This window comes from Pseudomonas sp. B33.4 (assembly GCF_034555375.1).
In the GTDB taxonomy this organism is placed as follows: domain Bacteria; phylum Pseudomonadota; class Gammaproteobacteria; order Pseudomonadales; family Pseudomonadaceae; genus Aquipseudomonas.
Map to the genome: position 1 here is coordinate 65,535 of NZ_CP140706.1, position 15,303 is coordinate 80,837.

Here is a 15,303-nt window from a genome sequence, read left to right on the forward strand (position 1 = left end):
AACTCCTCGTTGACCCCGATGCTCGCCGGGGACTCTTGAGTGGTTCCCGGGCACGGCACCCAGGGTTTTCAAGTCGCTTACTTAGTGACTGATGAGGCGCTCGGGGCGTTCCTTTTTTATGACCTTTGATCTTGTTATTGCCAAATCGAAGGTTAATTGCGAAATAAATGCTAAGAACCTCTATACGGACAGGCTAAAATGCGCGCCCGGCTAACCGCTGATCCTTTTCTAACGCGCCCCACAAGGTTCGCTACGTGATCGAGTTTCAAAACGTCCACAAGACTTACCGCGTCGCCGGTAAGGATATCCCTGCGCTGCACCCGACCAGTCTCTCCATCGAGAACGGGCAGGTGTTCGGCCTGATCGGCCATTCCGGCGCGGGCAAAAGTACCCTGCTGCGCCTGATCAATCGCCTGGAAAACTCCAGTGGCGGCAAGATCATCGTCGACGGCGAAGAGGTCACCGCGCTGGACGCCAACGGCCTGCGCCGTTTCCGCCAGCAAGTTGGGATGATCTTCCAGCACTTCAACCTGCTCGCCTCCAAGACCGTGGCCGACAACGTGGCGTTGCCGCTGACCCTGGCCGGCGAACTGTCGGGCAGCGAGATCGACAAGCGTGTTGCCGAGTTGCTGGCGCGAGTCGGGCTGTCCGATCACGCCAAGAAGTATCCGGCGCAGTTGTCTGGTGGCCAGAAGCAGCGCGTCGGCATCGCCCGCGCCCTGGCGACCAAGCCGAAGATTCTGCTGTGCGACGAGGCCACCAGCGCCCTCGACCCGCAGACCACCGCGTCGGTCCTGCAACTGCTGGCCGAGATCAACCGCGAACTGAAGCTGACCATCGTCCTCATCACCCACGAGATGGATGTGATCCGTCGCGTCTGTGATCAAGTGGCGGTGATGGATGCCGGCGTGATCGTCGAGCAAGGTTCGGTGGCCGATGTGTTCCTGCATCCGAAGCACCCGACCACCAAGCGTTTCGTCCAGGAAAGCGAGCAGATCGACGAAAGCGAGCAGCGTGATGACTTCGCTCACGTGCCGGGGCGCATCGTGCGTCTGACCTTCCAGGGCGAAGCGACTTACGCGCCGCTGCTCGGTACTGTCGCCCGGGAAACCGGTGTCGACTACAGCATCCTTGCCGGTCGCATTGACCGCATCAAAGACATTCCTTACGGGCAATTGACCCTCGCCGTCACCGGTGGCGACATGGAAGCGGCGTTCGCCCGCTTCACCGCCGCTGACGTTCACATGGAGGTATTGCGCTAATGGAAGACCTGATCAGTTTCTTCACCAACATCGACTGGTACGAAATCTGGCTGGCCACCGGCGACACGATGCTGATGCTCGGCGGTTCGCTGCTGTTCACCGTGTTGCTCGGCCTGCCGCTGGGCGTGTTGCTGTTCCTCTGCAGCCCGCGTCAGTTGCTGGAAAACCGTGGCCTCTACGCGTTCATGTCGCTGGCGGTGAACATCCTGCGTTCGCTGCCGTTCATTATTCTGTTGATCGTGATGATCCCGTTCACCGTGCTGATCACCGGCACGTCGCTGGGCGTGGCCGGTGCGATCCCGCCGTTGGTGGTGGGTGCTACACCGTTCTTCGCGCGTCTGGTGGAAACCGCGCTGCGTGAAGTCGATCGCGGCATCATCGAAGCGACCCAGTCGATGGGCGCGACCACGCGGCAGATCATCATGAACGCCTTGCTGCCGGAAGCCCGCCCGGGCATCTTTGCGGCGATTACGGTGACGGCGATTACACTGGTGTCCTACACGGCGATGGCCGGTGTGGTCGGCGCCGGTGGTCTGGGTGATCTGGCGATCCGTTTCGGCTATCAGCGTTTCCAGACTGACGTGATGATCGTCACCGTGGTGTTGCTGCTGATTCTGGTGCAAGTGCTGCAGATGGTCGGTGATCGACTGGTCGTGCATTTCTCGCGCAAATAACCGGTTTTTGTAATCAAGAGATGAGCCGGCCATTCGCTGGCAGGCGCCAGACGGGCGCTTTGAAAAGGAGTTAGCTGAATGAAAAAACTGATCGCTGCTTTCGCTGCCGTTGCAGCATTCTCGGCCCACGCCGAAACCCTGACCGTGGCCGCCACTCCGGTGCCGCACGCAGAAATCCTCGAGTTCGTGAAGCCGGCGCTGGCCAAAGAAGGCGTGGAGCTGAAGGTCAAGGTCTTCACCGACTACATTCAGCCGAACGTACAGGTCGCGGAAAAGCGTCTGGACGCCAACTTCTTCCAGCACCAGCCGTACCTCGATGAGTTCAACAAGGCCAAGGGCACCAACCTGGTCGCTGTGACCGGTGTGCACCTGGAGCCGCTGGGCGCTTACTCGAGCAAGCTCAAGGATCTGAAAGACCTGCCAAGCGGCGCCAACGTAGTGATCCCGAACGACGCCACCAACGGCGGCCGTGCGCTGTTGCTGCTGGCCAAGGCGGGCGTGATCACGCTGAAGGATCCGACCAACATCCTGTCGACCGTCAAAGACATCGCGACAAATCCGAAAGACCTGAAAATCCGTGAACTGGAAGCCGCGACCATCCCGCGCGTGCTGACTCAGGTCGATCTGGCGCTGATCAACACCAACTACGCGCTGGAAGCCAAGCTCGATCCGTCCAAGGATGCGCTGGTGATCGAAGGCAACGATTCGCCGTACGTGAACATCCTTGTGTCCCGCGCGGACAACAAGGACAGCGATGCGATGCAGAAACTGGCTGCAGCCCTGCACAGCCCGGAAGTGAAGAAGTTCATTACCGAGAAGTACAAAGGCGCGGTATTGCCAGCGTTCTGATTCAGGAATGCTGCAACGAAAAGGGGACGCCATGCGCGTCCCCTTTTTTGTGTCTGGTGTTTGGCTTTGGACCTGCTGTGAAGCTTCCCCTCACCCCAGCCCTCTCCCAGAGGGAGAGGGGGCCGACCGAGGTGTCTTGCGTTCTACATCGACCTGAAAGAACCAGTCGATTATGGATTCGGCACAGCACATCGATCTGAACGATCTTGGCGATTATGGATTCAAAGCAGGACGTTCAATTCGGTGTGGCTCCCCAATATCCCACAACCAGTCCCCTCTCCCTCCGGGAGAGGGCTAGGGTGAGGGGCTTTTCGCTCTTCAGCTTTTATTTGCGGTTAAGCATGACCGGCAGCTGCGCAACCAGTTTGGCATTATTCAACGGCGCCCGAATAAACCCCCGCTGCGTCCCGTCCGGCCCGATCACCGCCAGATTGCCGCTATGGTCAACGGTGTAATTCGGCTTGCTCGTATCCGCCGGAATAAACGGAATACTCACCGCATTCGCGACCTTCTGCAGCTCTTCAATCGAGGTCGGCGTCAGGCCAACAAACTGCGGATCAAAGTAGCCCAGATACTGCTTCAACTGCTTGGGGTTATCGCGGTTCGGGTCAACGCTGACCAGCACGATCTGCAACTTGTCCACAGCGTCCTTGGGCAACTCGCTCTTGATCTGCCGCAGCTGCGCCAGCGTGGTCGGGCAGATGTCCGGGCAGAAGGTGTAGCCGAAAAACAGCAGGCTCCACTTACCTTTGAGCTCGTTGATCGCCACCGGTTTGCCGTCCTGATCAGTCATCGTCACGTCCGGCAGATTGCGGCTCTGCGGCAGCAGAATAATGCCGGCGTCGATCAGCGCAGTCGGGTCGCCCTGGCCCTTGCCGCTCAGCACTTTGTTGACGGTCAGGCCGAGGATCAGCGCGATCACGGCGACGAGGATGAAGACGGTTTTCTGGGTTCGAGTCATAGGTTCAACAGTAAGTAGTGGTCTACGAGCAGGGCGATGAACAGCAGAAACAAGTACCAAATAGAGTACTTGAAGGTGTTGATCGCCGCGTGCGGCCGAGTGCCACGGTACAGCACCACGGCCCATTGCAGAAACCTTGCGCCGAGCGCGAGCGCGCAAATCAGGTAGAGCACGCCGCTCATGTGGATCACGTACGGCAGCAGACTCACCGCCAGCAGCGCGAAGGTGTAGAGCAGAATGTGCACCTTGGTGTAGTGCTCGCCGTGGGTGACCGGCAGCATCGGGATGTCGGCCTTGGCGTATTCCTCTTTGCGATGGATCGCCAGCGCCCAGAAGTGCGGCGGCGTCCAGGCGAAGATGATCAGCACCAGCAGCAACGGTTCGGCGCTGACGTGGCCGGTTGCAGCCGTCCAGCCCAGCAGCGGTGGTGCGGCGCCGGCGAGGCCACCGATGACGATGTTCTGCGGCGTCGCGCGTTTGAGGAAACCGGTGTAGATCACCGCGTAACCAAGCAGCGAGGCCAAGGTCAGCCAAGCGGTCAGCGGATTGGTGAAGGTCAGCAACAAGGCCTGACCAAGCAACGCCAGCACCAGAGCAAAGGTCAGCGCTGCCGCCGGTGAAACCCGGCCTTCTGCTAACGGCCGTTTATGCGTGCGCGCCATCACCGCATCGATGCGCCGGTCGACCACATGATTGACCGCCGCCGCGCCGCCGGCACACAACGCAATCCCCAGATTGCCAAACACCAGCACCGTCCACGGCACCCCGGCGCGGGTCGCGAGGAACATGCCGACCAGCGAGGTGATCAGCATCAGCACCACGACTTTCGGTTTGGTCAGCTCCAGATAATCACGCCAGATCGCCTGATGCGGGCGCTCGCCAATCAGAATCGCCACGGCGTTTCTCCTTTTATGGTGATGGGCGCGGCCGCGTGTTTGCGCGGGCTAAGGCGCCAGCGCGCCAGCACCGGTTGTTTAACCCGAACCAGACTGGTGCGCGCGTGATAGTTGACCAGCACCATCGTCAGCAACAGCGCCGCACCACCAGCGTTATGCGCGACCGCCACCGGCAATGGCAGATGGAACAGCACGTTGCTGATACCGAGGGTGATCTGTGCGGCGAGGGCGACCAACACCAGACCGGCCAGGCGGGTCATGCCGACCACTTTCAATTGCCAGGCCAGGCCGAGCAAAACCAAGGTCACCAGCAAAGCGCCGATCCGGTGGGTCAGGTGAATCGCCGTGCGCGCATCACTGTCGAGTTGCCCGCCGAGATAATTCGGGCCGATGTGCTGAGTCAGGTGAAAACCGTTGGCGAAATCTGCCGCTGGCAACCATTGCCCATGACAGGTCGGGAAGTCGATGCAGGCCACCGCCGCGTAATTGGAACTGACCCAGCCACCCAGCGCGATCTGGCCAATCACCAACAATAGCCCCGCCGTCGCCCAATATTGCAAACGCTTGGGCACCGTCAGCGCTGGCAGTACGCCGGATAATCGCAACGTCAGCAAAAACAGCAGGCTCAACGTGGCAAACCCGCCGAGCAAATGCCCGGTGACCACTTGCGGCCAAAGCTTCAGCGTCACCGTCCACATGCCGAACGCCGCTTGCGCAAACACCACCGCCAGCAGGAACAGCGGCAGCTTCAACGGCTGCCCCGGATGACGACGATTGACCCAGGCACGCCCGGCGAGAATCGAAATCAGCAGGCCGAGGGTGCCGGCGAAGTAGCGATGGATCATCTCGTTCCAGCCCTTGTGCGCCTCGACCGGCGAGTCGGGGTAATGCAGTTCGGCATGGGCCAGTTGGGCTTCGCTTTTCGGCACGCTGATAAAACCGTAGCAGCCCGGCCAGTCCGGGCAGCCGAGGCCGGCGTGGGTCAGGCGCGTATAGGCGCCGAGCAGCACCACAATCAGTGCCAGCAGGGTGGCAAACAGCGCGAGGCGAAATCCAGGTTTGGCCATGACGATGCCCTTATCCGATGTTCGACAGTTTCAGCAGGTGACGCAGGTCGTTGAGCAGATCCTTGCCTTTCACATTCGGCTCGTAACGCAGCACGAGATTGCCGTGCGGGTCGATGATCCACAGTTGCGGCGTGGCTTTGTCGCCAGTCATTTTGCTGAACACGCCAGCATCCAGCGGATAGCGTTGCAGTTGCGGATATTCACGGCTCAGCTTGGCCTCGTAATCGGCGCTCAGCGGTTGCGCAGCGGCGAGGGCGTGGCTGGCGCGGCCGGCGTCACGACCGAGGCCGATCTGGATCTGCCGCGCCAGATACACCAGTTGCTGGCAATCCACCGCGCAATCCTTCGGCGCGGTGACCAGCATCTGCCAGCGATCCTCGTCGGCCTGCACGCCGAGGTCGGCACGGGTCTGGCCGTTGCCGATCAGTTCGCCGTGATAGCTGCGACCCTCCGGCACCCAGAACTGCAATTTGTACATGCCGGTGGCGAGCACCATCGGGCCGATCACGCCAAGCAGTATCAACAGCAATTGAATGCGCCCGCGACGGCGGGTAGCGGCAGGTTTCGCCTCAGACATGCTGGGTGGATTCATGGCCGTTCCCATGGTGTTTCTCCTTTGCGTTGTGCAAGCCCAAATAGACGTAGAGGCCGAGCAGGGCGGTGGCCATTGCGAACCACTGCACGGCGTAACCGAGGTGTTTTTCCGGGCCCATGGCAACCACCGGCCAATCGGCCTCGTAGCTGGCCGGGCCGGGTTCGGCGCGTAATTCGTAGGCGAAGCCGTCACGATCGAGGGTTTTCCACAGCTTGGCCGGCTCGACGGCGGTGATGGTTTGCGGCCAGGTGCTGCTGACCGGATCGGCGTGCAACTGGAAGGTCGCGCCGGGGGCGACGTAGACCCAGGCGTCGACATTGAATGCCTCAGTGGGCGTGGTGAATTGCGGCGGCACGCGGCGATCCGGCCACGGTAACCAGCCGCGATTGACCAGCAGCCATTGGCCGGTGCGTTGATCCTGAAACGGTTGCAGCAGCTCGACGCCGACCTTGCCGTTACGCTGACGGTTATCCAGCAGCAAACTGTGCGCGGCATCGAACTGGCCGTGCAAATGCACGCGGCGATAAGCCGGATCGGCGCTATTCAGCAGTTCGCTGCTTGCCATCGGTTCGGCCGCGCGGCGTTCGGCGTAACTCGCGAGCAGGGCGGTTTTCTCGGCGCCCCGGCTCAGTTGCCAGAAGCCCAGCGACACCAGCAAGGGCAGCAACAACGCCACCACCACGGTCGGTATCACGCCCGGACGAAAACGCTTCATGGCTGCGCCACAAAGTCAGTCGTTGCGATCGCTATACTCAACTGCATCGCCTGTCCCCCGGAGTTCTTCCCATGCTCAAAACAGCGATCGTCCTGATGCTGATTGCCACGGTGATCAGCCTGTTCAGCGGCCTGTTTTTCCTGGTCAAGGACGACAGCAGTTCCAATCGCCTGGTCATCGCCTTGAGTGTTCGGGTGGCATTGGCCGCCGCCACTGTCGGCTTGATCGCCTGGGGTTTCTACAGCGGCCAATTGGTGTCGCATGCACCTTGGTAGCTCTGGTCCTCAGAGCACGTAAACGAAGATAAACAGGCCGATCCAGACCACGTCGACGAAGTGCCAATACCAGCTAGCCGCTTCGAAGCCGAACTGGTGCTCGTTGTCGAAGTGGCCCTTCATGATGCGCATCAGCATCACAAACAGAATGATCGTGCCGATGGTCACGTGGGCACCGTGGAACCCGGTGAGCATGAAGAACGTTGCGCCATAAATGCCCGAACCGAGGGTCAGCCCCAGTTCGTGGTAGGCGTGCATGTATTCCTCGGCCTGGAAACCGAGAAACGCGCAGCCGAGCAGCACGGTGATCGCCAGCCAGATTTTCAGCGCGCCGCGATGGCCTTTCTTCAAGGCATGGTGGGCGATGGTAATGGTCACGCTGGAGCTGACCAGCAGGATCGTGTTGATCAGCGGCAGGCCCCAGGGGCTGATGACTTCTTTCGGCGGCGGGAACAGTTTCGGATCCGGCGTGTGCAGCAGCGGCCAGGTGAACTGGAAGTTCGGCCAGAGCATGTGCGCGATGCCTTTGGTGCCTTCCCCGCCGAGCGCCGGGCCGGAGACGTGTCGCACGTAAAACAGCGCGCCGAAGAAGGCGACGAAGAACATCACCTCGGAGAAGATGAACCAACTCATGCCCCAGCGAAACGAGCGATCCAGCTGCGCGCTGTAAAGCCCCGCGCGGCTTTCCTTGATCACCGTACCGAACCAGCCGAACAGCATGTACGCCAGCAACAGGCCACCGACGAAAAAGATGTACGGGCCGTGGGATTCCGGGCGCGCCGCCTTCAGATCGTTGAACCAGACAGCGAGGCCGTACACAGTAATGGCCATGCCGAAAGTGGCAATGATCGGCCATTTGCTCTGGGCCGGAACGAAATAGTGCTCATGAGTTGCCATTTATTGTTCTCCTTATCGGGCACGCTCAACCGCCAGTGTTTACAGCCACCGGCGGATGTCGGGCGGTGATATCGAACAGCGTGTAGGACAGCGTCAGGTGCTTCACATCCTTGGGCATGTCGCGGTCAACAATGAAGCGCACCGGCATCTCGATCTGCTGACCGGGCTGCAGCACCTGCTGGGTAAAGCAAAAGCATTCGGTCTTGTGGAAATACGCCGCTGCATTGCTCGGCGCGATGCTTGGCACGGCTTGCGCACTCATCGGTTTGTCGGTGGGGTTGCGCGCGATGAAAATCATCTCGTTGACCGCGCCGGGGTTGGCGGTGAGTTCGTCGTGCTTGGGGTAGAAGTCCCAAGGCATGTCAGCGGTGTTGGTCGACAGAAACTGCACGCGCACCTGGCGCGAAGTGTCGACCACCTGCTCACCCTCGTACTGCCCACCGGTCTTGCCATTGATGCCGAAGGCTTTGCACATCACGTCGTAGATCGGCACCAGGGCAAAGCCGAAGACAAACATCGCCACCACTACACCGAGGAGGCGGGTGACGAGTTTTTTCATCGAGATCGAGTCAGCCATGGTTCATGCCTCGCTCCAGATCCCTTGTGGGAGCGAGCCTGCTCGCGAAGCAGACAACTCGGTGCATCAGATGAACCGCGTCATCGTTCTTCGCGAGCAGGCTCGCTCCCACAGGGAGATCTCTGTTCATTTCACTTCCGGCGGCGTGGTGAAGGTGTGATACGGCGCCGGTGACGGCACGCTCCACTCCAGACCTTCCGCGCCATCCCAAGGCTTGGCCGGTGCAGGCTCGCCACCGCGAATCGTCTTGATCACGATGAACAGGAAGAAGATCTGCGTGGCGCCGAACATGAACGCGCCAATCGAGGAGACCATGTTGAAGTCGGCGAACTGCAGGTTGTAGTCCGGAATCCGTCGCGGCATTCCCGCAAGACCGACGAAGTGCATCGGGAAGAAGGTCAGGTTCATGCCGACAAACGACAGCCAGAAATGCAACTTGCCGAGGGTTTCGTCGTACATGTGGCCGGTCCATTTCGGCAGCCAGTAGTAGGTCGAGGCGAAGATCCCGAAGATCGCGCCCGGCACCAGCACGTAATGGAAGTGCGCGACCACAAAGTAGGTGTCCTGATACTGGAAGTCCGCCGGCGCGATGGCCAGCATCAACCCGGAGAAACCGCCGATGGAGAACAGGATCACGAACGCCACGGCAAACAGCATCGGCGTCTCGAAGGTCAGTGAGCCTTGCCACATCGTGCTGGCCCAGTTGAACACCTTCACTCCGGTTGGCACCGCGATCAGCAGCGTGGCGTACATGAAGAACAGCTCGCCCACCAGCGGAATGCCGACCACGAACATGTGGTGCGCCCAGACAATGAACGACAGGAAGGCGATGCTCGCGGTGGCGTAGACCATCGAGGTGTAGCCGAACAGCGGCTTGCGCGAGAAGGTCGGGATGATCGAGCTGACGGCGCCGAAGGCCGGCAGGATCATGATGTACACCTCGGGATGGCCGAAGAACCAGAACACATGCTGGAACAGCACCGGGTCACCGCCACCGGCCGCACTGAAAAAACTGGTGCCGAAGTGGATGTCCATCAGCATCATCGTCACGCAGCCGGCCAGCACCGGCATCACCGCGATCAGCAGAAACGCAGTGATCAGCCAGGTCCAGACGAACAGCGGCATTTTCATCAGCGTCATGCCGGGCGCGCGCAGATTGAGGATGGTGGCGATCACGTTGATCGCGCCCATGATCGAACTGATGCCCATCAAGTGGATGGCGAAGATGAAGAAGGTCACGCTTTCCGGCGCATACGTTGTCGACAGCGGCGCATAGAACGTCCAGCCGAAGTTCGGTCCGCCACCGGGGGTGAACAGTGTCGACACGAGGATGAGGAACGCCGCTGGCAATAGCCAGAAGCTGAAGTTGTTCATCCGGGGCAGGGCCATGTCCGGCGCGCCGATCATCAACGGGATCATCCAGTTGGCGAGGCCGACAAATGCTGGCATCACCGCCCCGAAGACCATCACCAAACCGTGCATGGTGGTCATCTGGTTGAAGAACGCCGGCTCGACGATTTGCAGCCCCGGCTGGAACAGTTCGGCGCGAATCACCATCGCGAACGTACCGCCAAGCAGGAACATGGAAAACGCAAACCACAGGTATAGCGTGCCGATGTCCTTGTGATTGGTGGTCAGCACCCAGCGCATCAGGCCTTTGGCGGGGCCGTGGGCGTGGTCGGCATGACCGTGGTCATCGATTACAGCGCTCATGGCCGGCCTCCTTTACGTGAGTGGATGGGGCAGGCCGGGGCGTGCGGCCCCGACCGGTTCACGACGTACGCGATAGACCGGCTCATTTGCTTTCCGCCTGTTTCAGCTCCAGCACTTCTTTTGGCGTGACCATGTCGCCCTTGTTGTTGCCCCAGGCGTTACGTTCGTAAGTCACGACCGCTGCGATATCGACTTCCGACAGCTGCTTGCCGAACGCCGCCATGGCGGTGCCGGGCTTGCCGTGGAAGACAATGCTCAAGTGGCCTTCTTTCGGGCCGGTGGCGATTTTCGAGCCCTTGAGCGCCGGGAACATTGGCGGCAGGCCCTGACCTTCGGCCTGGTGACAGGACACGCAGGTGGTGTGATAGATCTTGTCGCCGCGTTCCTTGAGTTCGTCGAGCGTCCATTCCTTGCTGGTCAGCTCTTTAAGCTGGGCGGCTTCGGCTTTGCGCTCGGCGAGCCACTTGTCGTAGTCAGCCTTGTCCTTCACCTCGACCACGATCGGCATGAAGCCGTGATCCTTGCCGCACAATTCGGCGCACTGGCCACGGTAGATTCCGGGTTTGTCGATGCGCGTCCACGCCTCGTTGACGAAGCCCGGAATCGCATCGCGCTTGACCGCGAAGGCCGGCACCCACCACGAGTGGATAACGTCGGCGGAGGTCACGAGGAAGCGCACCTTCGCCCCGGTCGGCAGCACCAATGGCTTGTCGACCTCGAGCAAGTAGTGCTCGCCCTTGGTTTCCTTGTTGTGGATCTGCTCGGCGGGGGTGGCCAGGTTGCTGAAGAACTCGACGTCCTGGCCCAGGTATTTGTAGTGCCACTTCCACTGATAACCGGTGATCTGGATATCGATATCCGGCTCACTGGTGTCGTACATCTTGATCAGTGTGGCGGTCGCCGGTACGGCCATCGCCACCAGAATCAGGAACGGTACGACGGTCCAGAGAATTTCGACGGTGGTGCTTTCGTGGAATTTTGCGGCGACCTGCCCGGTAGAACGGCGGTGCACCATCATCGACCAGAACATGGCGCCGAAGACGATGATCCCGATCACCACACAGATCCAGAAAATGGTCATGTGCAGGTCGAATACTGCGTGACTGATTTCAGTCGCTCCAGGCGCCATATTCACAGTCCATGCGGCGTGCGCCGGACTGAAAATCGACCACAACAGGAGGCCCATCCAGACGTGTGGATGTCGCATCATTGCGGGTTCCCCTTATCGTTCTTGTTATCCCGCCGGCTTTCGCCTGCGGCAAGGGAGCGGCTGCATCAGACTACGAACTTGAATCGCCGGGCCTTGCTGCGGGTGCAGTCGGGCGTCATCAGCTAACTCCATTCACTGGCGAGTATAGACAGCGACGGGAAATTGCAATGTGTGGACGTAAATGATCTGAAACAGCGGGTACTTGCATTCGAGGGCACGAATGGAGAAGGATGCAGACGAGTGGTGGCAAATCGATATAACGCAGGTGCATCAAGGATGAAATAATTATGACAAATGCGTCTTAGCATTTTTCGTAAGCCAGCTAAGTTATGTCTTCCCTATTTCATTGCCTTGTTTCCTGGAGTTTTCATGAACACCGCCGCATTGCGCGAGCAGATCCAAAAAGCCCAACAACACGAAAAAGATACCGGCCTGCTGACCCGTCAGCTGGAAAGCAAGCTGCCTCATTTACACCCGGCGATCCAATTGCCGGAAGCCGACGCCAATGGCGTGCTGACGCGTTTTGTCGCCGCCTACATCGATGAAGTGCCGGACCTGCTGGACGCAGCCAATGAAGTCGCCAGGGAAGCGGGAATCGAGTCGCAGATCAAACCGGTGCTGAAAATCGCCGAGCAGTATTTCCTCCAGCCGCCAGCCATCATGGCCGGGCACGTTGGCCTGGACAGCCTGCTCGACGAAGCCTATCTGGCGCACCGTTTTGTCGAAGAGGTCAACGACCTGTACATCAAGCATTTCGGCCAGCCACTGATCCCCCTGGACATGACGGTCGCCAACTTGATTGCTCACCAATTGATCGGTGAGGAATTTGCCAACCAACTGGACGAAGCGGTGCATCACGCGATCGACGAGATGCTCAACGACGAGAGTTTTGCGCTGGAGTCGGTAGAAGCCTACCGCGGCAAACTCAGCAGCCCGGACACCGGCGCCGCGTGGAAACGCTGGCCGTGCATGGGCCGCCGACTGGGTGTGGGCCTGGAACTGGACCAGCCTGCTGCCTGAGTTACACACAATCCAATGTAGGAGTGAGCCTGCTCGCGATGGCGATAGATCAATCAACATCTTTGTTGACTGACCCACCGCCATCGCGAGCAGGCTCACTCCTACAGGGTTTGAGTTCAACCCGGAGATTTAGCCGGCAGCACCGATACCGGTAGTGGTTCGAATCCGTCCCTCAAGCCTGCGCTTCAACCCCCGCGACTCGATCAACAGCTTCGAGCCCTTCGCCGCATTCGCCCGGCCCCATTCCTCCAGCAACTCCAGACACGAGTGGTCGATGTAGCTCAGGTTATTGAGCGGCACATGCACCGTCGTCCCCTGCGGAATACTGCCCAGTACCTGGGTCAGTGCTGGCACTTTGAGAAAGGTGGCTGCACCGACCAGACGCAATTCCATCTCACCATCCTGCGGCAGATCGATCAGGCTGATCTTCAAACGCGAAGCCTTGAACGCCAGCTTCAACATCGTCAGACCGAAACCGATCAACACGCCCGTCAGCAGGTCGGTGAAGATGATCGCCAGCGCCGTCGCCGCGTAGGTGAACATCGGCATCCGCCCATAGCGACCCAGGCCTCGAAACGCCTTGAGATCGACCAGTTTGAAACCGGTATAGACCAGCACGCCCGCCAGACTTGCCACCGGAATGCTTTGCAGCACACTCGACAGCAGCAACACGAACGCCAGCAGCCACAGGCCATGGAAGATCGTCGAATAACGCGTGGTCGCGCCGGCCTGGACGTTGGCCGAGCTGCGCACGATCACCCCGGTCATCGGCAGTGCGCCGAGCAGACCGCAGAGCATGTTGCCGACCCCTTGCGCCGACAGTTCACGGTCGAAGTCCGAACGCACGCCGCTGTGCATGCGATCCACTGCTGCGGCGGACAGCAGGGTTTCCGCGCTGGCGATAAACGCCACGGCGAACGCGGCGATCAGCAGCGTCGGGTCGGCCAGGCTGAGCAGATCTGCAGGCTTGAGCCAATCGATGGCCTCCGCCAGATTCGCCGGCACTTCAACACGCTTCACCTGCAAAGCGAGCAACAGACTTGCCCCGGTCGCCAGACCTACACCGAGCAACGCACCCGGAACGAAGCGCAACGAATGCGGACGAAACTTCTCCCACAACCACATCACCGCAATCGTCGACAGCCCGAGTAGCCCGGCCTGCCAGCCGAACGACGGCAGCGCTTGTGCCACTGCCGCCGGGAACGCGGTGAGGTTATCCAGCCCCGAAGGCTTGGGCGACGCATCCAGCATCACATGCACCTGCGACAGCACGATCAAGACGCCAATCCCCGCCAGCATCCCGTACACCACCGCTGGCGCCGTGACCCGAAACCAGCAACCGAGCTTCAAGCGCCCGGCGACCAGTTGCAGAAAACCGGCGAGCAGCAGAATCGGCCCGAGCATCTCGATGCCGTGCTGACGCACCAGTTCAAACACCAACACCGCCAGACCCGCCGCCGGCCCGCTGACCTGTAACGGCGATCCCGCCAGCCAGCCGACCACCAGACCACCGATGATCCCGGTGATCAGCCCTTTGGCCGGCGGCAACCCTGAGGCGATCGCAATACCCATGCACAGCGGCAGGGCGACCAGAAACACAACCACTGAAGCGAGCAGCTCCCGTGGCAACACCGCTTTCAATTGAGCCGCACGCATGGCGATTCTCCCGAAGTTTTCTTCAGGCATGGCGAGGCCGGGTCGCTGAATCAGCGACCGGCGTCAAACCACACAGATGTTTAGGAGGATTTAGAAGCGCGCTTTGGGCGTCGCCACCGGAATCGGATGGCTGCCGTCGAGCGGCAGGAAACGGCCCTGATCCGCGTCGTAAGCTTTGATTTCGCTGGTTTCGATGTCGTAGACCCAGCCATGGATGAACAAATGACCGTTCGCCATGCGCGAGGCTACCGAAGGATGGGTACGCAAGTGCTGCAATTGGGCGATGACGTTTTCCTCGGTGAGGATCGGCATGCTTTCTTTTTCGTCGGCGCAGTTACAGTTCTCATGCACCATGGTTTTCGCGACTTCAGCGTGGCGCAGCCAGGCTTTGACCGTCGGCATTTTTTCCAGGCTGTCCGGGTTGAGCACCGCACGCATGGCGCCGCAATCGGAGTGGCCGCAGATGATGATGTGCTGCACGCCGAGCGCCAGTACCGCGTATTCGATGGCGGTGGAAACGCCGCCGTTCATCTGCCCGTAAGGCGGCACAACGTTGCCGACGTTACGGGTCACGAACAGATCGCCGGGCGAGCTGTGAGTAATCAGCTCGGGGACGATACGCGAGTCGGCGCAGGTGATGAACATCGCCTTGGGCGCCTGGGCCGTGGCGAGTTTCTTGAAGAGTTCTTCCTGCTGTGGGAAGACCTCATGATGAAAATGCAAAAAGCCGTCTACGATCTGTCGCAGCGCTGCATCGGCGGATTCCGCTTCAGGGGTTTGCGCCGACGCAGCCAACGGCTGTTTATCCTTGTCACTCATGATTCATCCTCTTTGGCGGATTAGGGGAGTCATTCCCATGTATTCCGGTATGAAGCCAGTGGCTGTTTAAACATCCGGGTCATCCCGACCCGTCAGTCACTCGATGAACAAGGTAGC

16 protein-coding genes are annotated in these 15,303 nt (G+C 60.1%); 5 read left to right on the forward strand and 11 right to left on the reverse strand.

What is annotated here, in order from left to right; genetic code table 11:
* The first annotated feature begins 254 nt into the window (after nt 1-254).
* The 3 genes from U6037_RS00315 to U6037_RS00325 all read left to right on the forward strand — a co-directional run bounded on the left by U6037_RS00315 (nt 255) and on the right by U6037_RS00325 (nt 2,785).
* Complete coding sequence (locus tag U6037_RS00315) at nt 255-1,262, forward strand: methionine ABC transporter ATP-binding protein (RefSeq protein ID WP_016986453.1); 1,008 nt, start codon at nt 255-257, stop codon at nt 1,260-1,262.
* The gene (locus U6037_RS00320; protein ID WP_016986455.1) at nt 1,262-1,936 is read left to right on the forward strand and encodes a methionine ABC transporter permease; all 675 of its coding nucleotides are present in this window, start codon (nt 1,262-1,264) and stop codon (nt 1,934-1,936) included. Before U6037_RS00315 ends, U6037_RS00320 begins: the two co-directional genes overlap by 1 nt.
* A 78-nt stretch (nt 1,937-2,014) precedes the next feature.
* A complete protein-coding gene (locus tag U6037_RS00325) occupies nt 2,015-2,785 on the forward strand; it encodes a MetQ/NlpA family ABC transporter substrate-binding protein (protein ID WP_007911743.1) in 771 nt (256 codons plus the stop codon).
* A gap of 325 nt (nt 2,786-3,110) precedes the next feature.
* Here the strand turns inward: U6037_RS00325 and U6037_RS00330 are convergent, their stop codons facing one another.
* From U6037_RS00330 to U6037_RS00350, 5 genes are read right to left on the reverse strand one after another with little or no spacing between them, the layout of a single operon-like run.
* Nucleotides 3,111-3,746, reverse strand: a complete 636-nt coding sequence (locus tag U6037_RS00330; RefSeq protein WP_007911741.1) for an SCO family protein — start codon at nt 3,744-3,746, stop codon at nt 3,111-3,113.
* Nucleotides 3,743-4,642, reverse strand: coding sequence for a heme o synthase (cyoE, locus tag U6037_RS00335; RefSeq protein WP_038365028.1), 900 nt, complete (start codon nt 4,640-4,642; stop codon nt 3,743-3,745). Before cyoE ends, U6037_RS00330 begins: the two co-directional genes overlap by 4 nt.
* A complete protein-coding gene (locus tag U6037_RS00340) occupies nt 4,630-5,709 on the reverse strand; it encodes a COX15/CtaA family protein (protein ID WP_322845425.1) in 1,080 nt (359 codons plus the stop codon). Before U6037_RS00340 ends, cyoE begins: the two co-directional genes overlap by 13 nt.
* A 10-nt stretch (nt 5,710-5,719) precedes the next feature.
* The gene (locus U6037_RS00345) at nt 5,720-6,313 is read right to left on the reverse strand and encodes a hypothetical protein (RefSeq protein WP_322845426.1); all 594 of its coding nucleotides are present in this window, start codon (nt 6,311-6,313) and stop codon (nt 5,720-5,722) included.
* Nucleotides 6,279-7,019, reverse strand: coding sequence for an SURF1 family protein (locus tag U6037_RS00350; RefSeq protein ID WP_322845427.1), 741 nt, complete (start codon nt 7,017-7,019; stop codon nt 6,279-6,281). The genes U6037_RS00345 and U6037_RS00350 overlap by 35 nt, the downstream gene beginning before the upstream one ends.
* Before the next feature lie 71 nt (nt 7,020-7,090).
* Between U6037_RS00350 and U6037_RS00355 the strand changes: the two genes are divergently transcribed.
* Nucleotides 7,091-7,294, forward strand: coding sequence for a twin transmembrane helix small protein (locus tag U6037_RS00355; RefSeq protein ID WP_007911731.1), 204 nt, complete (start codon nt 7,091-7,093; stop codon nt 7,292-7,294).
* Nucleotides 7,295-7,303: 9 nt separating this feature from the next.
* Here the strand turns inward: U6037_RS00355 and U6037_RS00360 are convergent, their stop codons facing one another.
* From U6037_RS00360 to coxB, 4 genes are all read right to left on the reverse strand, one after another.
* Nucleotides 7,304-8,191 (reverse strand): cytochrome c oxidase subunit 3, encoded by an 888-nt coding sequence (locus U6037_RS00360; RefSeq protein ID WP_322845428.1) that lies wholly within the window; start codon nt 8,189-8,191, stop codon nt 7,304-7,306.
* Nucleotides 8,192-8,216: 25 nt separating this feature from the next.
* On the reverse strand, nt 8,217-8,768 hold the full coding sequence (locus U6037_RS00365) for a cytochrome c oxidase assembly protein (protein ID WP_064389744.1): 552 nt from the start codon (nt 8,766-8,768) through the stop codon (nt 8,217-8,219).
* A 126-nt stretch (nt 8,769-8,894) separates the two neighbouring features.
* Nucleotides 8,895-10,481 (reverse strand): cytochrome c oxidase subunit I, encoded by a 1,587-nt coding sequence (ctaD, locus tag U6037_RS00370; protein ID WP_311884673.1) that lies wholly within the window; start codon nt 10,479-10,481, stop codon nt 8,895-8,897.
* 82 nt (nt 10,482-10,563) lie between these two features.
* Nucleotides 10,564-11,691: a cytochrome c oxidase subunit II gene (gene coxB, locus U6037_RS00375; RefSeq protein WP_322845429.1), complete on the reverse strand. Its 1,128-nt coding sequence runs from the start codon at nt 11,689-11,691 to the stop codon at nt 10,564-10,566.
* Between the two features lie 369 nt (nt 11,692-12,060).
* On the opposite strand from coxB, the gene U6037_RS00380 reads away from it, so the two are divergent.
* Nucleotides 12,061-12,711, forward strand: coding sequence for a hypothetical protein (locus U6037_RS00380; protein WP_322845430.1), 651 nt, complete (start codon nt 12,061-12,063; stop codon nt 12,709-12,711).
* Between the two features lie 129 nt (nt 12,712-12,840).
* On the opposite strand, the gene U6037_RS00385 is transcribed toward U6037_RS00380, so the two are convergent.
* Both U6037_RS00385 and U6037_RS00390 read right to left on the reverse strand, forming a co-directional pair.
* Nucleotides 12,841-14,367 carry a SulP family inorganic anion transporter gene (locus tag U6037_RS00385; RefSeq protein WP_016983437.1) on the reverse strand — a complete coding sequence of 509 codons (1,527 nt, stop codon included), beginning with the start codon at nt 14,365-14,367 and terminating at the stop codon, nt 12,841-12,843.
* 90 nt (nt 14,368-14,457) lie between these two features.
* Nucleotides 14,458-15,186, reverse strand: a complete 729-nt coding sequence (locus tag U6037_RS00390; protein ID WP_007911720.1) for a carbonic anhydrase — start codon at nt 15,184-15,186, stop codon at nt 14,458-14,460.
* Nucleotides 15,187-15,303 lie beyond the last annotated feature (117 nt).

Bases quoted from the DNA above. Each gene is read 5' to 3' on its own strand.
- U6037_RS00330 (WP_007911741.1), bottom strand. From the start codon at position 3,746: ATGACTCGAACCCAGAAAACCGTCTTCATCCTCGTCGCCGTGATCGCG.
- U6037_RS00390 (WP_007911720.1), bottom strand. From the start codon at position 15,186: ATGAGTGACAAGGATAAACAGCCGTTGGCTGCGTCGGCGCAAACCCCT.
- U6037_RS00355 (WP_007911731.1), top strand. From the start codon at position 7,091: ATGCTCAAAACAGCGATCGTCCTGATGCTGATTGCCACGGTGATCAGC.
- U6037_RS00345 (WP_322845426.1), bottom strand. From the start codon at position 6,313: ATGGGAACGGCCATGAATCCACCCAGCATGTCTGAGGCGAAACCTGCC.
- coxB (WP_322845429.1), bottom strand. From the start codon at position 11,691: ATGATGCGACATCCACACGTCTGGATGGGCCTCCTGTTGTGGTCGATT.
- U6037_RS00325 (WP_007911743.1), top strand. From the start codon at position 2,015: ATGAAAAAACTGATCGCTGCTTTCGCTGCCGTTGCAGCATTCTCGGCC.
- U6037_RS00350 (WP_322845427.1), bottom strand. From the start codon at position 7,019: ATGAAGCGTTTTCGTCCGGGCGTGATACCGACCGTGGTGGTGGCGTTG.
- ctaD (WP_311884673.1), bottom strand. From the start codon at position 10,481: ATGAGCGCTGTAATCGATGACCACGGTCATGCCGACCACGCCCACGGC.
- U6037_RS00365 (WP_064389744.1), bottom strand. From the start codon at position 8,768: ATGGCTGACTCGATCTCGATGAAAAAACTCGTCACCCGCCTCCTCGGT.
- U6037_RS00385 (WP_016983437.1), bottom strand. From the start codon at position 14,367: ATGCGTGCGGCTCAATTGAAAGCGGTGTTGCCACGGGAGCTGCTCGCT.
- U6037_RS00380 (WP_322845430.1), top strand. From the start codon at position 12,061: ATGAACACCGCCGCATTGCGCGAGCAGATCCAAAAAGCCCAACAACAC.
- U6037_RS00360 (WP_322845428.1), bottom strand. From the start codon at position 8,191: ATGGCAACTCATGAGCACTATTTCGTTCCGGCCCAGAGCAAATGGCCG.
- U6037_RS00320 (WP_016986455.1), top strand. From the start codon at position 1,262: ATGGAAGACCTGATCAGTTTCTTCACCAACATCGACTGGTACGAAATC.
- U6037_RS00340 (WP_322845425.1), bottom strand. From the start codon at position 5,709: ATGGCCAAACCTGGATTTCGCCTCGCGCTGTTTGCCACCCTGCTGGCA.